Raw genomic sequence first — 18,081 nt, forward strand, 5'->3', positions numbered from 1 at the left:
ATGATTTCTTGAGTGGAGGTAGTGGATGCGTCTTTGGGGTGTGCTGGTACTGACCCTTGCCAGCAGCCAGGCCTGGGCCCAGGCGTGTGTTGTCCACAGCCATGCCGAACGGCTGGATGTGAAAGTCTGCCAGCAGAACCGCAACATACCGGAAAAAATGTTCCATGACGGCTTCTGCGAGCCGAACCTGCCTGGGCAGAAGGTCGACGTTCAATTCGTTAACCAATGCCCCGCCGGCGCCTTCGGCGTGTGCAGCAATGCCCATGTGGACAATATGCCCTATCGCCAGGACATCCACTATTACGGCGTGGCTACCGACGCCGCCTACCTGCAGCCTTTCTGCGAACAGAAGAGCCAGGGCACCTGGCTCAAGCCCTGATCAGGCGGCATCCTCTTCGTGCCATGGGCCGAAGGGGTCGGGCAATTGCTGCCAGCCAGCATTGCCCAAGGCCATTTCAAGGTCGGTAAGCAGGCACTGATCCAGTTCTGCGGCCAGCCTGTCGAAGTCCACCCCCTGGCCGATGAACACCAACTCCTGGCGGCAGTCGCCGCTGTCTGCCTGCCAGTGGGCCATGATCGACGCCGTGCTCTCGGCATCGTTGGGCCATTGCTCCTCAGGCACAAAACGCCACCAGCGCCCGGCGAAGCCATGACGCATCAAGCCACCGGCCTGGGACCAGCTGCCAGCCTCATGCGGCTTGCTGGCCAGCCAGAAGAAGCCCTTGGAACGCAGCAGCTTGCCATTGCCCCAGGGGCTGTTGAGCCAATCAAAAAAGCGCTGGGGGTGGAACGGCCGACGGGCGCGATAGGCGCCTGAGGTGATGCCGTACTCCTCGCTCTCGGGCAGGTGCTCGCCACGCATTTCGCGCAACCAGCCCGGCGCCTGGGCGGCGCGCTCGAAGTCGAACAGGCCGGTGTCGAGGATCCGGCCCAGAGGTACCTGGCCCATCACCATGGGCAGGATTTGCGCCTGGGCGTTGAGACGCTTGAGGATGTGCGTCAGTTCTTCACGGTCGCTGGCGCTGATGAGGTCAATTTTGCTGATGAGGATGACGTCGGCGAACTCCACTTGCTCGATCAACAGGTCGGTAATGGCCCGCTCATCGTCTTCACCCAGGGTTTCACCGCGGCTTGCCAGGCTTTCAGCCGCTTCGTAGTCCCGCAGGAAGTTCACCCCGTCTACCACGGTGACCATGGTGTCCAACCGCGCCAAGTCTGCCAGGCTGCGGCCCTGCTCATCGCGAAAGGTAAACGTCTCGGCCACCGGCAGCGGCTCGGAGATCCCCGTGGACTCGATCAGCAGATAATCGAAGCGCCCCTCGTCTGCAAGCCGCGCCACTTCTTCGAGCAGGTCCTCGCGCAGGGTGCAGCAGATGCAGCCGTTGCTCATCTCCACCAGTTTCTCTTCGGCGCGGTTGAGGCTCACATCGCGTTGCACCTGGGTGCCATCAATGTTGATCTCGCTCATGTCATTGACGATCACCGCCACCCGCAGGTTATCGCGGTTGCGCAGCACGTGATTGAGCAGGGTGCTTTTACCCGCGCCCAGGAAGCCGGACAGCACGGTGACGGGAAGACGATGGGGCATGGTTCGATTCCTCATGGACACCTGGTCTTGTGGGATGAACCGCCAGGCTATCCTGCAATGTTATATTATAACATTGCAGGATAGCCAATACCGATTGTCTCTTTAGGCGGTGCGCTGCGCTTTCTGCTCCTGAGCCCAGGCCACGAAGGAACCGGTGGGCGGGTTTTTCTCGAAGTAGGCGTTGATGCCGGCGAACAGACGATCCGCCACGGCCTGTTGGTGCCGTGCGGTTACCAGACGCTGGGCGTCGCTGGCATTGGAGATGAAGCCAGTCTCCACCAGGATGGATGGCACGTCTGGTGATTTCAGCACGGCGAAACCGGCTTGCTCTACACGCTTCTGGTGCAGCGTGGTGATGTCGGCCAGGCTGCCCAGCACGGTGTGGCCCAATTGCAGGCTGGCAGCAATGGTGGCGTTCATCGACATGTCGATGATCACGTTGGCCAGCATTGGGTCCTTGTCCTTGAGGTTGAGCAGGCTGGCGGCGCCGATCAAGTCGGCACCGTTTTCGCGGTCGGCCATCATTCGCGCTGTGGCCGAGGTGGCGCCGTTTTCCGACAGGGCGAACACCGACGCGCCGGACGCGGTCAGGCGTGGCGCCGCGTCGGCGTGCACGGAGATGAACATGTCGGCGTTGCGCTGGCGAGCGAAGTCCACGCGTTTGCGCAGCGGCACATAGAAATCATCATTGCGTACCAGGTGCACGGTGTAGCCTTTCTCCCGCTTGAGACGACGCGCCAGCAACTGGGCAATGGAAAGCACCACGTCCTTCTCGCGCTCGCCCTTGCCGCTGATAGCGCCAGGGTCCTTGCCACCGTGACCAGGGTCCACCACCACGACGATATCGCGCTTGGGATGGAAGCTGTTGGACACAGGTTTTTCAGGCTCCATAGGCTCCGGATCGGGCTGGGGCGCGGCAGCCCGGGCGATCGCCGCAGGGGCGGCGACCTTGCCAGGCTGAATCAAGTCCAGCACCAAGCGATGGCCCTGACCCTGCGCAGGGCCGAGCAGGAACGCCGAAGACTGCATGGGGGCATTGAGGTCGAACACGATGCGCGTGTCACCCTGGCCAAAAGGCCCGGAACGGATAGCGCGCACGCTGGTGCCCGCCAGGTTCAAGTGAGCGAGGTCGCCGCTCAATTGGGCACCCACCACATCCACTATCAACCGGTCCGGTGCCTGCAAGGTAAACGTCTTGAATTGCACTGGGCCGCTCAGGTCGAACACCACGCGCAACTTGTCGGTGCTGCGCCACAGTCGAGCATCGCGCACCAGTGCCGCGGAGGCGCCAAATGGCAATGCCAGCGTCGTGCTGGCCAGAATCAGGGTGAGCAATTGGCGTCTATGCATGGCGGGTCCGGCAAGGCTTCATCAAAGGAAGTTATAATTGTCGCATCGTTATAATATAACACGCGGATTATCGCCCTGGATGAAATAGCGCAGGCAGAGAGTCCGCGTAGTGGCGACTCTAAACCGGGCCTGTTGCCGGGATCGTGAAATTTTCTACATCTTCCATTGCGCAATAATCGGCCGAATGTTCCACGTGGAACTTCGGCCTGACATCGGTCCATCACGCTGAACATCTTCAGCGTATGGATGGCCAGCGCAGCCTGGTGGCATCGGCTATAAGGGGTCAGCTGCGCGGGCGCACGGTGCCGCAGTCGTTGCCCAACCACACGGCGCGGGTTTCCATGCTGCCCTTCTGCTGGGTGCCCGTCGCATTGAAAGTACCGCTGACCTTGGTCAGGAACTCTCGCTGGCTGAGGAAGGTGGCTTGGCCAGTGCCCTGTGCTTTCGGGCAGCTGAACCGAAAACTCCACACATTGCCCTGCTTGCCGGTGATCTGCTGGGTGCAACCGGACTGAGGGTCTTGCAAGGGAATGTTGTCACTCTGCACCTGGGCCTGGGTCAGGCAGCTACGAATGCCCTTGCCGCCCACGGTGATGCCCTGCTTGGCCATAGCCTGCTCGACCATGGCTTTCTGTTCCGGCGCCAGCATCTGCATTTGCCCGAGCATGACGTTCAAGTCGGGCAAGGCATTGCCGTCTACCTGCATGTTACTGGTGGTCAGCTCCCACAAGCCCGGTTGAAGCATTTGCGCCTGCACAAGGGGCGCCGACAGACACAAGGCCAATGCCACAGCCGGCAAACGAATCTTCATGGATAACTCCTGGGGGTGGTCCAGTCTGGGCTGGATGATGTCACTTGGACGCCGATTTACCGATTGCGTTGCACGCTGAATTATTTCGAGACAAGCCGCCTTTATCGTGGTCTGTTAGACACTACGCTTTCGGGAGCAACGCTGCGCATGGATTATCACAGCCCCTGGTTTTTTGGCTACCTGTTTGGACTGGTTCATCTGCTGGGCGTCATTGCCGCCATCCACGCAGTGTTCACCGTTCGCACCGCCCAAGGTTCGATCGCCTGGGCACTGTCCCTGGTATTCGTCCCCTACCTTACCTTGATCCCCTACCTGGTATTTGGCCGAAGCACCTTCGATGCCTACATCGAGGCTCGTCGCCAGGCCAACCGCGAGATGCACAAAGCGATTGCCGACCTGGACTGGCGGCCCTGGGTGGAGGAAGCACTCACGGCTCGCAACTCCAGCTCGTACGCGTCATTGCGCGCCATGCCCAAGTTGGGCCGCATGCCATGCCTGGCGAATAATCAGGTGAGCCTGCTGATCAACGGCAAGGCCACCTTCCATGCCATCTTCGCCGCGATCCGCGAAGCGCGCGAGGTGGTATTGGTGCAGTTCTTCATCATCCACGACGACCAGATCGGCCGGGCGCTGCAAGCGCTGTTGCTGGAAAAAGCAGCCGAAGGGGTGAAGATTTATGTGCTCTACGATAGCGTCGGCAGCCATGCGTTGCCTCACGAGTACGGCGAAACCCTGCGCAAGGGCGGCGTGAAAATTCGTGCATTCGCCACGCGCAGCGGCTGGCTGAACCGCTTTCAGGTCAACTTCCGCAACCACCGTAAAATTGTGGTGGTGGACGGCCTGGTGGGGTTTGTTGGTGGCCATAACGTGGGCGACGAGTACCTGGGCGGCAACCCCAAACTGTCCCCCTGGCGCGATACCCATGTGCGCATCGGCGGCCCGGTGGTGGCCTGCCTGCAGGAATCGTTTGCCGAAGACTGGTTCTGGGCCTCGCGCAAACTGCCGCCACTGATTCTGCCGGACACCTACGAGGAAAACGGCGTACTGTGCCAAGTGCTGGCCAGCGGGCCGGCTGACCCCCAGGAAACCTGTTCGTTGTTCTTTGTGGAGGCCATCCACGCCGCCACCGAACGGGTATGGATCACCAGCCCTTATTACATCCCCGATGAAGCCGTGTTTGCCGCACTGCGCCTGGCCGTGTTGCGCGGTGTAGACGTGCGTATCCTGCTGCCCTCGCGCCCCGATCATAAAGTGGTGTACGCCGCCTCCAGCCTGTTCGCCTTCGAGGCCGTGCGCGCCGGGGTACGGGTATTCCGTTACGGACCAGGGTTCCTGCATCAGAAAGTAGTGCTGGTGGACAACGAGATCAGCGCCATCGGCAGTGCCAACCTGGACAACCGCTCGTTCCGCCTGAACTTCGAAATCATGCTGTTGACCGTCGACAGTGTGTTCGCCAGCCAGGTGCAGGAAATGCTGGAAGCCGATTTTGCGCTGTCGCGCGAAATCACCGTCGAGGACAGCCGGCACACTCACCGCCTGCAGAAGTTGGGGATGCGCATCGCCAGGCTGATATCACCCATCCTGTAGATACGCACCCCTACGGGGTCAGCGATACAGATCCTCGCGGGTCCATGGTAGGCCATGGCTGCCGTCGGAGTAGGCTTTTACCGACAGGATTTGGTGAATATTGATCCAGCCATGGGCAAAGGCATAGGAGCAGCCCGCCAGGTACAAGCGCCAGATCCTCAGAGCCTGTTCCGGCACCATGGCCGCAGCTTTCTCCAGGTTGCCCTCCAGGCGCTTGCTCCAGAAGTCCAGGGTCTTGGCGTAATGCAGGCGCAGGCTCTCGACGTCCACCACCTCAAAACCGGCCTCGCTGATGCAGGCCGACATCATCGCCATGTGCGGCAACTCGCCGTGCGGGAAAACATAACGCTCGATGAAATCGCCTGCCCCACGGCCTACCGGGCGGCCATCGGTATGCTTGGCGGTAATGCCGTGGTTCATTACCAAGCCACCCTCGCGCACCGCGCCGAACAGGCGCTCGCAGTAGACCTGGAGGTTGGCATGGCCCACGTGTTCGAACATGCCCACACTCACCACCTTGTCGAAGCGGCCGTCCTGGGGCAAATCACGGTAGTCCAGCAGCTGTAGCTCTACCAGGTGCTCAAGCCCCTCGGCCTTGACCCGTTCGCGTGCCAGAGTGAGCTGCTCCTTGCTCAAGGTAATGCCGAACACTCGCGCGCCGTATTCACGCGCCGCATAGCGCGCCAGCCCGCCCCAGCCACACCCCACGTCGAGCAGATAATCGCCGGCTTGCAAGCGCAGCTTGCGGCACAGGTGCTCGAACTTGGCATGCTGTGCTTGCTCCAGGGTTTCAGTGCCGGTCTGAAAATAGGCGCAGGAATAAGCCATGTCCTCATCCAGCCACAGCTGGTAGAACTCGTTGGACAGGTCGTAATGGTAGGAAATGGCAGCAGCGTCGGTGTCCTTGTCATGGACAGTGCGGATAGGCTGATTGCCGTCATCCTCGTCCAGCAAGGCCTGGCTTAGCTCGTCGCAGACTCGAATGACCTCACCGATGGAACCTTCCATCTCCAGCTTGCCCTCGACGAAGGCACTGCCCAACAGATCCAGGCTTGGGTGAGCGAACTGTGTCACCAGTTGCGGATCCTTCACCACAATCGTGACACTGGGCGCAGGGCCCAGGTTGAACTCATGACCATCCCAGAGTCTCAGGCGCAGCGGTAGCTGAAGATTCTGTAAGGCCGGTGGTAATTGCGCGAGCATGTGTTAACCCCCCTAGTTCAGACTTCTCTGAGATTAGGGTAGTCCAGAATTTGGCGCTGTCATGGGGGGCGCTACTATGGTCTTAGACCATGACGCGGATTTTTGTAGGTTTTCTTACGTTACACATTGTTTCGATCCAAACCTTTCGCCCCGCTCAACAATAACGGCCCCACCGCGGCAAAATCACTTTGAACTTCTGACCGGATGCCACGATCGTTTTTAAGCGCAGTCAGCACGGCTCATTTCCAGAGCCGCTGAACGATAAGGAGCCATCATGACCGCTAGCGCCCGCCTCCCGTACCCGAACACCCCAGGCCCGCTCCACGCGACCCTGCTGGCCGGAACCGTGCCGCTGTTCCTGGGTGCACTGTTGAGCGACATCGTCTATTTCCTGACGTACCAGAGCCAATGGAGCAATTTCGCCGCCTGGTTGCTGGCCGGCGCGGAACTCTTTTGCGGCCTGGCACTGCTGTTTGCACTGGTCAATTTGATTCGCGCAAACCCGAAGGCTGGCCGCCCTACCCTGTATTTTTTGCTTTTGCTGGTGATCTGGGTACTGGGGCTGATCAACTCATTTGAACATGCCAAGGATGCGTGGGCCGTGATGCCCGACGGCCTGGTATTCTCCGCCATTACCGCGCCGCTGGCCTGTATTGCGACATGGATCGGCCTGACCAATCTGCGGGCCGGAGGTGTGCAATGAAACCTTCAACGGCATTGGCAGCCCTGAGCATGGCGCTGCTGCTGAGCGCATGTAACGGCAAGGGCGAAGATACTCAGGCGCACGGTTCCGACCCAAAATTGCCAGCCCCCGAGCGGGGTCTGCTGCCCACCATGAAAATTGCCGAGCCGGCCGCCTGGGGTGACCAGAAACCCACGGTACCGGACGGCTACACCATCACCGCCATCGCCACCGACCTCAAGGTTCCACGCCAGACCCTGTTACTGCCCAATGGCGACATACTGGTGGCTGAGGGCCGCGGGGGCAGCGAGGCAGCGCTCAAGCCCAAGGACGTGATCGCCAGCCTAGTCAAGGCAAGCGGCACCACGCCGGTAAAAGGTGGCAACCGCCTGACACTGCTGCGTGACGCGGACGGCGATGGAACCTATGAGCTGAAAACCGTCTTCGCCGACAACCTCAACGCCCCCTACGGTCTGGCCTATGCCAATGGCCATGTCTACGTGGCCAACCAGGACAGCCTGGTGCGCTTCGACTACACCAACGGCCAGACCAAGGCCAGCGGCCCCCCCACCAAAATCACCGACCTGCCCGGCAAGATCAACCACCACTGGACCAAGTCCCTGGCCGTAAGCCAGGACGGCCGCTACCTGTACGTAGGCATAGGTTCGAACAGCAACATCACCGAACGCGGCATGGAAGTGGAAATCGACCGCGCCAGGATCTGGCAAGTGGACGCGCAAACCGGTGCCCACCGCGACTACGCCACAGGAACGCGCAACCCTACTGCGCTGAAGATCCAGCCAGGTACCGGCAAGCTATGGGCAGTGGCCAACGAGCGGGATGAACTGGGTCCTGACCTTGTACCCGACTACCTGACCTCCATCACCGACGGGGCCTTTTACGGCTGGCCCTACAGCTACTGGGGCCAGAACGTCGACACCCGTGCCCAGCCGCAGGATCCGGCCAAAGTAGCCGCCGCGATCAAACCCGATTACAGCCTGGGCTCCCACGTGGCAGCACTGGGCGTCGACTTTTCCCAGCCATCCATGGGCGAAAAATTCGCACAGGGCGTGTTTGTGGGTGAGCACGGCAGCTGGAACCGCGAGAATCCGGTGGGCTATAAAGTGGTGTTCGTGCCATTCAGTAATGGCAAGCCGTCAGGCGAGCCGGTGGACTTCGCCACGGGCTTTCGGGGTGCGGATGGGAAAACCAGAGGACGGCCAGTGGGGGTGACAGTCGATCCAAAGGGGGCGTTGATTATTGCCGATGATTTGTCGAATACCGTTTGGCGGGTGACGCGCAGTCATTAGCACTGGATGGAGGGCGCCCTTGAGGCGCCCCTCCTCCCCCATTGCCTACTCAATGGCTGAGTACTTCCTACGGCCTATCAGTCGAGCCAAGCAGTTCAGGCGCAAACTCTGGCGCCAAACACTCCTGAACAAATGTCGCAAAATGGCGCGCCTTGCTGCTGGCCATACGGCCTGTAGGATAAAGCGCAGAAAGCGCGACATTGGGCAGGTACCAATCATCCATCACCGACACCACGGTGCCCGAGCGAAGCTCCGGAGAAAACGCCCACTGCGATGCTACCGCGATGCCCAAGCTGGAAAACACTGCGGCTCGTAGCCCCTCGGTGGCAGACAGGGTCACACGCCCCTCCAATTTGACCGACTGCTCCACGGTCGCTTTCTTGAACGTCCAATGCTCACCGCCGCCCAGATCCCGCGAATAAATTACCGCCCGGTGAGACAGAAGGTCAGATGGCGCCGTCGGCGTTCCGTAGCGGGCCAGGTACTCAGGCGTTGCCACGACGCGACGCCTGGCTTCCCCGATGCGCTTGGCGGTCATGCTTGAGTCAGGCAGAGCCCCCATTCGCAGAGCCAGGTCGATACCTTCGGCAACGAGGTCAATGTTGCGGTCATCCAGAATGAGCTCAAGGTCGAGTTCGGGGTGCTTTTCCAGGAATTCGGCCAACCGGGGGATGATATGCAGCCGCGCGAAGCAAACCGCAGCCGATACGCGCAGCTTCCCGGTGAGGCCCGCTGCGGTGCCCCGCGCGGCGAGCACAGCTTCATTGGCCTCCTCCACCGCGCGCTTGGCCCGGAGGTAGAAGCTCTGGCCGGCTTGGGTGGCCGTCAGTGATCGGGTGGAGCGAAGCAGCAGTTTGACACCCAGCCACTCCTCCAACTGAGCAACCGATTTGGACACCGCTGGCTGGCCAACGTCGAAGTGTCGGGCCGCCGCCGAGAACGATCCTGTATCGACCACCCGAATGTATATTTCCATCGCAGCAAGGCGGTCCATCAGGATCCTCCAGAAAGACGGGCGCAGCGTCCATGATAACCCCGGTTGCGCTATTCGAGGCCCCAGTTTCCTCTTGATCTTGCGGCCTGCTCGCGTGCTGTTGACCGAGCTCGTATCTTTGCCAGCGCGCCCAGTAGCGCTTCGTTATCGAGTGGATGTCGATAGTCCGTATCAATATGAGCGAGCAGAACCACGCCGTCCTGATCAATGAGGTAGGTAGCCTGGATGGGCACCAGAAAACTGTCAGGCTTGCGACATTTGGGTGGGATATAGCCAAGCTCAATGTACCGCGACCTGAGTTCTTCGGGCAGCTCAAAGGCAAGACCAAACGCACACGCCACCTTCATGTCCACGTCTATCAGTTCCGGGATCGGCAATGGCGGTTGATCCGCCGAAGAGCGGCTTGGCGGTGCCACCGCGAACGCCGTCGCACCTGCCCCCAGGATTTTTTCGTAGGTAGAGGCAAGTTGCACCAGGCTGGACTCGCCAAAGGTGCACCACGCACCGCGTACAAAATTCAAAACTACGGGGCCTGCCTGTAAGGCCGTTTCAAGCGTGATGACGTTGCCAAGGGTGTCGAGCAGTTTAAACGTGGGTGCGCTCGCGCCCGCACGCAAGGCCTTGGGTACTGCATGCGCGGCTGCCTCTGTTGCAATGCGCGCTGCGCGATCGTTATTTGCTGAAGCTTCCGGGCTCATGTCCACATCTCCTGGGTCGTAGCAAGCTGCAGAAGGATTCAAGCGCATGCGGTGCCTCGCCAGTGCGAGGCGCCCCACTCGATCAAACGGCCTCGGCCATTGCGGGGCGCTCGGCGTAGGTTGGGAAGTCAGAATAGTTGGTTTCATCCCCACCCCAGAACGCCGCACGAACATAGGGCGTTAGCGGCAGGTCGTTCGCCAGGCGGTACGGCAGGTCCGGATTGGAGGAGAAGTGGCGGCCGAATGCGACCAGATTCGCATCGCCTCTTTCAACGATTGCAATGGCGCCTTCACGGTCGAACCCACCAGCGGCGATGATCGGGCCGGAAAAGTGCGGGCGCAGGTAAGACGCCACCACCACGCCCTGCCCTTCGTGCAAGGTATCGTCACCCTTCACCCGCGGCTCTATCACGTGGATGTACGCGATCTTGTAGCTATCCAATACCTTGGCCACATAGCTGAAGGTGGCCTGTGTATCACTGTCCGTAACGCTGCCCCATTCGCCTGATGGCGAAAGGCGAACGCCCACACGGTCCGCGCCAAATACCGAGATCAACGCCTCCAGTGCTTCGCGCAGGAAGCGCACGCGTTTTTCCACAGGGCCGCCGTATTCATCAGTCCGCTGATTAGTGCCGTCCTGGATGAACTGGTCGACCAGATAGCCGTTGGCGCCATGCAGCTCAACGCCGTCAAAGCCCGCCCTTTTGGCCCGCACGGCGGCCTGGCGGAAATCTTCGATCAGGCCAGGAATCTCCTCGACCCCGATTGCACGGTGAGGGGATGCCGGCACAAAACCATCTTTTGTCAGCGCCACGCCTTCGAACGGCACCACCGAAGGTGCGATGGGCTGAGCGCCGTCGGCAACATCCTCATGGCTCTGACGACCACCGTGGATCAGCTGCAGAAAGGCATGCCCGCCTTTAGCGTGAACAGCATCGGCGATGGCTTTCCAGCCCGCGTCCTGACCATCGTGATAGATGCTCGCAGCCCCCAGGTAAGACCGCGCCTGAGCCGAAACGCTGGCGGCCTCGATCACCAGCAAACCGCCCTCGGATGCACGCTGACCATAAAAGTCCGCCATCATCGGGCTGGGAATGTCGCCGGGCTGCAGCGTGCGAAGGCGAGTCATGGGGGCAAGCACGACACCGTGGTTAAGCTCATACGCGCCGACTTTCACGGATTTGAATAACTTGGTCATATTGGGCCTCGAGAACAGTGGGTTGCCGGGAAGGTCCGGCTTGCCTGTTGCGTTGAGGGGAATGTAGAGGTTGGCCGCCCCCCCAGATAGCCATCCAACGGGATAGGGGCTATTCCAGAAATGGATGAATCGAGCGTTGAGTGGCAGCAGGTGCGGTGCTTGAAATGGCCAGGAAAGCCTTGGACGTAGGCGGTGTGGGCATGCCAAGGGAGGGTGCATCAGAGGCGTGGGGATTGAGCGCAGGGCACGCCCCGGTTCCGACGTTGGGGAGCCAGGGCTTGCGACGAGAGTTATTTCTTTATGGCGGCATACAGCCCCGGATCGTATAGATTAAAAACCGTGTCGCCAGTTCGCGGTTTTTGGGCTCAGCAGCCGGCTAAGCTGCGGTTTAAAAACTGTGTCGAGGCTCAAAATCGCGCCCTTGGAACAAGCGGCAAAGATTAAAAACTGTAGTGGTCAACTGATCCCGGACACTGAATTGAGTTTTTCCTCAGCGACCGCAGGCGCTAGCCCTTCGTTGAACTGATGCGGTCGCCGCCAGTTGTATCGCTCCATCAGGAACCGGCCAATATCCTGTTGCGCTAGCGAAGCACTCATGTAACCCACCGTCGGTATCCATTCAGTTTTCAGGCTGCGAAATAGCCGCTCCATTGGCGCGTTATCGTGGCAGTTGCCGCGCCGACTCATGCTCTGCGTGAAGCGGTATCGCCATCGTCTCTGGCGGAAACTCCGGCTGCCGTATTGACTGCCTTGATCGCTGTGAAACAGCACATTTTGAGGCCGGCCACGCTGCTCATAGGCCATGTCCAGCGCTTTGATCACCAGGTCGGCGTCGGGCTTGGATGAGAACGCCCAGCCCACAACCCGGCGCGCATAAAGATCGATTACCGCCGCTAGATAGTGCCACCGACCTTCGGCCCAAACGTACGTGATGTCACCGCACCAAACCTTGTCGGGGGACGCCACGCTGAACCCTCGATCAAGCACGTTCGGGATATCAGGCCGCTCCACGGTCGCCTTTTTATAGGCATGGGAGCCCGGCTGTTTGCTGATCAAGTTCATCTCGCGCATCAACTTGCGTACCTTGAATCGCCCGATCTGCATGCCGTCCTCTTTCATCATCAGCATGATGCTCCTGCTGCCCGCAGCGCTTCGGCTTTGCGTAAACAGCTCGTTCACGCGGCTGCGCAAAACCACCCGTTCGGCATCTGGATACCGGCGTTTCCGGCAGTACGCGTAGTAGCACGATCGGGTTACTTCAAATACCGAGCACAACAGATCAATCGGCTCTTGAGCCCGAAGTTGATCGATTAACGCGAACGCTCGTGTTCCTCGGCCATCAAGAGCGCGGTGGCCTTTTTTAAGATGGATTTTTCCCGTTCCAGCCGATTGATACGAGCTTCGAGTTCCTGGATTTTTTGCTGCTCAGGCGTCAGGGCTTTGCTGGTCGGAGTAACACCGCCACGTTCTTGCTGGAGCTGGTTCACCCAACGACGCAAGGCCGACTCAACAAGCCCAAGTGAACGGGCTGCTTCGGTATGGCTGTAGCCTTGGTCGAGCACCAGGCACGCCGCCTCGCGCTTGAACTCAGGGGTAAAGGTACGACGTTGCTTGGTCATCAGACACCTCTCTGTGGCGAGCATTCTCGCCTAAATGGGTGTCCGGTTTCATTAGACCACTACACCCACCGGCTCCTGCGACAGGTTTAATTCTACTGCGACAGCTTTAATTCTCTAAAATCCACCCCTGATCGTAGATATTAAAGTCAGTCTCAGCTCGGCACGAATCTTGGGGCCTGTAGCTTGGGGGATTGGCAGCAGATCTGTATCAGCCGAAAAACGTCAGCGGGAAGCTACCTGCGATTGCCATCAGTGGCCCGTTTGGCGCGGTTAAGGAGCAGTCCTCTGGCCTCTATGCCCAGACCATGGCTGAAAATGGCTTCGTTACGGTGGCTTTCGATCCCTCTTACACCGGAGAAAGCAGCGGCGAGCCCCGTAACCTGGCATCCCCGGACATCAATACTGAAGATTTCAGCGCCGCAGTCGACTTTCTTGGCCTACAGGCCAATGTTGACCGAAACCGCATTGGTGCCATCGGCATCTGCGGTTTCAGCGGCATGGTCCTGACCGCTGCGACCAGTGATTCGCGTATCAAGGCGGTTGCCACTGTTTCCATGTATGACATGTCCCGCAGCATGAGTCGCAGTTACAAAGACAGTTACACGCTGGAACAACGCCACAAGGTTATCGAGTATCTGAGCCAGCAACGCTGGGTTGACGCAAATAGCGGCAAACCCTCGCTCGGCTATCACGAGGTTCCTTTCGACGAACACGGCAATATCGTGAAAGGGCGGCGTGTCCTGCCCGATACCTTGCCTGCGGATCCGAACCCGGTTTTGGCAGTTTTCTTCGATTACTACCGGACTGCGCGTGGATTCCATCCCAGAGGCATCAATTCCACGACAGCCTGGACGGCGACCACGCCGGTGTCGTTCTTCAGCTTCCCGATGTACGCCAACATCGAGATGATTTCACCGCGCCCCGTTTTGTTGGTGGCCGGTGAAAACGCTCACTCACGCTACTACTCCGAAGATGTCTACAACGCAGCTTCCGAGCCCAAGACCTTATTGCTTGTGCCGAATGCCGACCACGTCGATCTGTACGATCAGATGGACAAAATTCCGTTCGACAAGCTGACCGCATTCTTCGACCAGCACCTGGCCTGAGGGCTTGCCATCTGATGGAGTGAGGCAAATTCCCCAGCAACTTCCCCGGTCACCCCGTCCGCTGGATGGACGCGACCATTTTTCATGGGTAGTTCTACGAGTCTTACATGGCACGTCCAAGCAGTAGTTCCATCCAGGCCACAGATCTCTCAGGCAACGCAGATACCCGACACGCCCATTGGAGCGGCGTATTCGGGGTGACCCTATGCGTTTTTGCGCTCATCGCGTCCGAGTTCATGCCGGTAAGCCTGCTGATGCCGATTGCAGCCGAACTGGGCGTCACTGAAGGTATGGCGGGCCAAGGCATCGCCATATCGGGTGCGTTTGCCGTCCTGACCAGCCTGACGATTGCCTGGATCGCCGGCAGGCTGGATCGCAAAACCCTGTTACTTGGACTCACTGTGCTGATGGTCATTTCGGGGGCGATTGTAGCGCAGGCACCGGACTACTTTGCCTATATGGTTGGCCGTGCACTTATCGGCATCGTCATTGGTGGTTTTTGGTCGATGTCCGCAGCAACACCGATGCGCCTGGTACCCTCAGCGGAGGTACCCAAGGCGCTGGAGATCTTCAACAGCGGCAATGCGCTGGCCACCGTGATCGCGGCGCCTCTCGGCAGCTACCTGGGTTCGATGGTCGGTTGGCGTGGCGCGTTTCCGGCTCTCGTGCCCGTAGCGATTACAGCATTGGTATGGCAATGGCTCAGCTTGCCATCCATGAAGGCAGCAAGCGGATCAGAAGTCAGTAATGTTCTAAAGCTGTTTAAGAGCCGAACCGTTGTTTTGGGAATGGCAGCCGGCGGTGCCTTCTTCATGGGCCAGTTCACTCTTTTCACCTACTTTCGCCCGTTTCTTGAAACGGTGACATAGGTTGACGTCCGCGTACTCCCCTTCATCCTGCTCGTGATCGGGGTGGCGGGTTTCATCGGCACGGTGTTGATCGGCATGTTCCTCAAACGCGGCCTCTACGGAACATTGATCGTCGTTTTCCTTCTGATGGCCGTGATCGCCTTGATGCTGATCCCTTGGGGTCGCTGGGTGATCCCTGTCGCCGTGCTGCTCAGGTTCTGGGGGACTTCTGGCCACAGCTGCACCCGTGGGCTGGTGGAGCTGGGTAGCCCAGGCCATGCCAGAGAACGCAGAGGCTGGCGGCGGACTCATGGTGGCAGTAGTTCACTTGTGCATCGCCCTGGGTTCAATGCTCGGGGGACTGCTATTCGATAGCACTGGCTACCAAAGCACTTTTTCGCCAGCGCATTTCAATCGTCACCATGCCAGCAACCAAGCGGTATTCACCGATGAACTGGTAAACCGTTACGTGCGGTCATACTCCAAGCCCAAGACCTTCCACCACGCATTTGAATATTATCGTGCGCTTCCCCAATCGATAAACAGAACGAGAAGCTGGTGGCTACTAAGTTAACAGTGCCTGTACTTGCGGTTGGCGGTGGGGGTAACGGCGGGTTCGGTGATCAGCAGCCTGAGAACATCCGCCGCTACGCTACTGACGTTGAATCGCACGTGTTGCCAGATTTTGGCCATTGGGTTCCAGAAGAGTGCCTCCAGCGTTGAACCCTTTGATCATCTCCTTCTTGGATCGACCATAGGGCGGAATGCGCAATGTCTATCAATGTACGTGGCATAGTTCATATAGGCATCACGGTTCCAGGCATCGAGGCAGCAACCGATCGACGCTGGACGGGCAAGGCCCGTCCAGGTCGACATTCCGCTCAGTTGCCTATTGCGTGCTGGACAACGTAGCTGTCGGCGGTCTGTTTCAGGGCGGCGAGCTGTCCGTCACGTACGGTCCACAGGTGCATAAATCGGACGTCCACCTTCTTCCCGTCCTTAGTGACGCCGTGGTACACGCCGACCACGAACACGTGATTCTCATCGTCCGCGTAGTACTCCTGCGCTTCGCTCCCCCAAGAAGCGAACAGCGGCATGAATTGACCGAAGAAGTCCTTCACCGTGCTTTCGTAGCCGTAATAGAGGCCGCCCTTTGGAAAGCCGGGAGTAATATCCCAAACGATATCTGCTGCCATCACCTTGGCAGTGACTTCCGGTGAGGCGCCGGACTCGTAAAGCCGACGAGCAAGCGCGATGTTTTCAGCCTTGGACATGGTGTTCTCCGTTAGTCATTGAAAGTTCTCGAACGGGTTTCGCTCAATGCTCCGGCACTCATTGGAGTGCCGGGAAAGTTAAGCAAGCACCTACGTGCGCCTACAGCATTTCAAACGCTTTCGCTGTCCTCCTGAAGGGACGTCAGATCGATTACGAAGCGGTATTTGACGTCGCTTTTGAGCAGACGGTCGTAGGCCTCGTTGATCTGTTGAATGCTAATCACCTCGACATCCGAGACGATGCCGTGCTCGCCACAGAAATCCAGCATCTGCTGGGTCGCCGCGACACCGCCGATGAAGGAGCCGGCAATAGCCTTGCGCCCGAACACCAGTGCACCCGCCGCGACCGGCGCGTTCAGCGGTCCCATGTAACCGACCAGCACCAGCGTACCGTTGAGGGCCAACGTCGGCAGGTACGGATTGACATCGTGTTCGTACGGGACAGTATCGACGATCAGGTCAAAGCTACCTGCCACTGAAACCATCTGATTCTCGTCGGTAGACAGCACCACATGGTCGGCACCCAAGCGGCGCGCATCCTCCTCCTTGCCTGGCGAACGGGTGAAGAGCGTAACCTGCGCACCGAGCGCCTTGGCTAGCTTCAAGGCCATGTGACCCAGCCCGCCAAGACCAACCACGGCGACGCGTTTGCCCGGCCCCGCCTTCCATTGCTTCAGCGGCTCCCAGGTGGTGATGCCGGCACACAGCAACGGCGCCGCACCCGCCGGATTGAGTGCATCAGGGATGCGCAAGATGAATTTTTCCGACACCACCATGTGCGTTGAGTAACCGCCGAGGGTCGTCTGCTGATCGTACCGATCGGTACCGTTGTAGGTGAAGGTCGCACCTTCTACGCAGTGCTGTTCGAAGCCCTGTTGGCAGGGATTGCAGTGTTGGCAGGAGTCGACCATGCAGCCAACGCCGACCGTGTCGCCGACTTTGAACCGTGTAACACCAGCACCGACCTGAGTGACCTTGCCGATAATTTCGTGGCCGGGCACGACCGGGTAGCGCGTGTATCCGCCGTGGTTGCGTGCGATATGCAGGTCGGTATGGCAGACGCCGCAGAAAAGGACGTCCAGAACAATGTCATCGGAGCGGGGTTCGCGCCGCTCGAACTGCATTGGTGCAAGGGAGTCTGTTGCCGATTGGGCAGCGTATCCTAAGGTTTTCATGGGGCAGCTCTCCTGTTATCAGGCACGCCCAGCAACAAATTGCTGGGTCAACTCCGCGACGCGTTTGCCCAGGTGCCGCGCTGTATCCAAATCAGCCTTATTGGGTGACAGCTCTGGCGATTCGTCCTTCGAATATGCCATTGCGCCGAGCCAGCCGCCGACGCGGTTGAGCTCGTCATCCGCTTTGCCAGGAAACAGATCGAGACCCACCCAGACCATGCCATGTTGCGCAGCGAACAGGGTCAAGGTGACCAGCGAGTTAAGTTTATCGCCGTGCATGGAGCCGGAGTTGGTGAAGCCAGCGGCGATCTTGTTGCGCCACGCTTGCGGGAGCCAAGCGGTCCTGGTGGAGTCCTCCATGAATTGCTTGAACCGCGCGCTGATGGTGCCGTTGTAGGTAGGCGAGCCGAAGATGATAGCGTCGCTGGCAGCGAGTGCCTCCCAGTCGACCGGGGCGTCAGCCACGGCCACCAGTCGAACCTCTGCGCCCGCAACGCTGCGCACGCCCTCGGCGGTAGCCTCTGCCTGCTTCTTGGTATGGCCGTAGCCGCTGTCATAAACGATGGAAATGGACATGAAGTTTTTCCGGATAGCGAGTGAGAGTTTCATCATGCGTTCCATTTTGTTCAACCAGAAGT

The 18,081-nt window shown here is 59.4% G+C and carries 16 protein-coding genes and 1 pseudogene; 6 read left to right on the forward strand and 11 right to left on the reverse strand.

All coding sequences use genetic code 11. From position 1 onward, the window contains the following. Positions 1–25 precede the first annotated feature (25 nt). Positions 26–379 (forward strand): hypothetical protein, encoded by a 354-nt coding sequence (locus tag PMM47T1_RS06645; protein WP_008367013.1) that lies wholly within the window; start codon positions 26–28, stop codon positions 377–379. Here PMM47T1_RS06645 and zigA read toward each other — a convergent pair whose 3' ends face one another. The 3 genes from zigA to PMM47T1_RS06660 all read right to left on the reverse strand — a co-directional run bounded on the left by zigA (position 380) and on the right by PMM47T1_RS06660 (position 3,749). Continuing rightward, the gene (gene zigA / locus PMM47T1_RS06650) at positions 380–1,588 is read right to left on the reverse strand and encodes a zinc metallochaperone GTPase ZigA (protein ID WP_008367014.1); all 1,209 of its coding nucleotides are present in this window, start codon (positions 1,586–1,588) and stop codon (positions 380–382) included. A gap of 102 nt (positions 1,589–1,690) precedes the next feature. Further along, positions 1,691–2,938 carry an N-acetylmuramoyl-L-alanine amidase gene (locus tag PMM47T1_RS06655; RefSeq protein WP_043300808.1) on the reverse strand — a complete coding sequence of 416 codons (1,248 nt, stop codon included), beginning with the start codon at positions 2,936–2,938 and terminating at the stop codon, positions 1,691–1,693. Between the two features lie 283 nt (positions 2,939–3,221). Further along, positions 3,222–3,749, reverse strand: coding sequence for a DUF3617 domain-containing protein (locus tag PMM47T1_RS06660; protein WP_008367016.1), 528 nt, complete (start codon positions 3,747–3,749; stop codon positions 3,222–3,224). 147 nt (positions 3,750–3,896) lie between these two features. On the opposite strand from PMM47T1_RS06660, the gene cls reads away from it, so the two are divergent. Next, positions 3,897–5,336, forward strand: a complete 1,440-nt coding sequence (gene cls, locus PMM47T1_RS06665) for a cardiolipin synthase (protein ID WP_008367017.1) — start codon at positions 3,897–3,899, stop codon at positions 5,334–5,336. An 18-nt stretch (positions 5,337–5,354) separates the two neighbouring features. On the opposite strand, the gene cfaB is transcribed toward cls, so the two are convergent. Further along, on the reverse strand, positions 5,355–6,539 hold the full coding sequence (cfaB, locus tag PMM47T1_RS06670) for a C17 cyclopropane fatty acid synthase CfaB (RefSeq protein WP_008367018.1): 1,185 nt from the start codon (positions 6,537–6,539) through the stop codon (positions 5,355–5,357). Between the two features lie 274 nt (positions 6,540–6,813). On the opposite strand from cfaB, the gene PMM47T1_RS06675 reads away from it, so the two are divergent. Further along, complete coding sequence (locus PMM47T1_RS06675) at positions 6,814–7,242, forward strand: DUF2231 domain-containing protein (protein WP_008367019.1); 429 nt, start codon at positions 6,814–6,816, stop codon at positions 7,240–7,242. Next, the gene (locus PMM47T1_RS06680; protein WP_008367020.1) at positions 7,239–8,531 is read left to right on the forward strand and encodes a PQQ-dependent sugar dehydrogenase; all 1,293 of its coding nucleotides are present in this window, start codon (positions 7,239–7,241) and stop codon (positions 8,529–8,531) included. Before PMM47T1_RS06675 ends, PMM47T1_RS06680 begins: the two co-directional genes overlap by 4 nt. A 67-nt stretch (positions 8,532–8,598) precedes the next feature. Here the strand turns inward: PMM47T1_RS06680 and PMM47T1_RS06685 are convergent, their stop codons facing one another. The 4 genes from PMM47T1_RS06685 to PMM47T1_RS28905 form a co-directional block, all read right to left on the reverse strand. Beyond that, positions 8,599–9,525, reverse strand: coding sequence for a LysR family transcriptional regulator (locus tag PMM47T1_RS06685; RefSeq protein WP_008367021.1), 927 nt, complete (start codon positions 9,523–9,525; stop codon positions 8,599–8,601). Positions 9,526–9,575: 50 nt separating this feature from the next. Next, complete coding sequence (locus PMM47T1_RS06690) at positions 9,576–10,223, reverse strand: peroxiredoxin-like family protein (RefSeq protein WP_008367022.1); 648 nt, start codon at positions 10,221–10,223, stop codon at positions 9,576–9,578. Between the two features lie 82 nt (positions 10,224–10,305). Further along, positions 10,306–11,421 (reverse strand): alkene reductase, encoded by a 1,116-nt coding sequence (locus tag PMM47T1_RS06695; RefSeq protein ID WP_008367024.1) that lies wholly within the window; start codon positions 11,419–11,421, stop codon positions 10,306–10,308. 456 nt (positions 11,422–11,877) lie between these two features. Then, positions 11,878–13,040 (reverse strand): IS3 family transposase gene (locus PMM47T1_RS28905; protein WP_085989336.1). Its coding sequence is split into 2 segments (ribosomal slippage): positions 11,878–12,788 and positions 12,788–13,040, totalling 1,164 coding nucleotides; the frame shifts between segments, so codons are not numbered across the junction. A 191-nt stretch (positions 13,041–13,231) separates the two neighbouring features. Here PMM47T1_RS28905 and PMM47T1_RS06710 point away from each other — a divergent pair. Next, a complete protein-coding gene (locus PMM47T1_RS06710) occupies positions 13,232–14,146 on the forward strand; it encodes an alpha/beta hydrolase (RefSeq protein ID WP_008367029.1) in 915 nt (304 codons plus the stop codon). Between the two features lie 107 nt (positions 14,147–14,253). Continuing rightward, a pseudogene (locus PMM47T1_RS28910) lies at positions 14,254–15,391 on the forward strand (MFS transporter); the annotation flags it as partial. A 484-nt stretch (positions 15,392–15,875) separates the two neighbouring features. Here PMM47T1_RS28910 and PMM47T1_RS06720 read toward each other — a convergent pair. The 3 genes from PMM47T1_RS06720 to PMM47T1_RS06730 form a co-directional block, all read right to left on the reverse strand. Continuing rightward, positions 15,876–16,268, reverse strand: coding sequence for a nuclear transport factor 2 family protein (locus tag PMM47T1_RS06720; RefSeq protein WP_008367032.1), 393 nt, complete (start codon positions 16,266–16,268; stop codon positions 15,876–15,878). Positions 16,269–16,378: 110 nt separating this feature from the next. Continuing rightward, entirely contained in the window at positions 16,379–17,443 is a 1,065-nt protein-coding gene (locus PMM47T1_RS06725; protein ID WP_043300809.1) for an NAD(P)-dependent alcohol dehydrogenase, read from the reverse strand. 18 nt (positions 17,444–17,461) lie between these two features. Beyond that, positions 17,462–18,019, reverse strand: a complete 558-nt coding sequence (locus tag PMM47T1_RS06730; RefSeq protein WP_008367035.1) for a flavodoxin family protein — start codon at positions 18,017–18,019, stop codon at positions 17,462–17,464. Between the last annotated feature and the right edge of the window lie 62 nt (positions 18,020–18,081).

The sequence above is a fragment of the Pseudomonas sp. M47T1 genome, from assembly GCF_000263855.1.
Lineage (GTDB): Bacteria > Pseudomonadota > Gammaproteobacteria > Pseudomonadales > Pseudomonadaceae > Aquipseudomonas.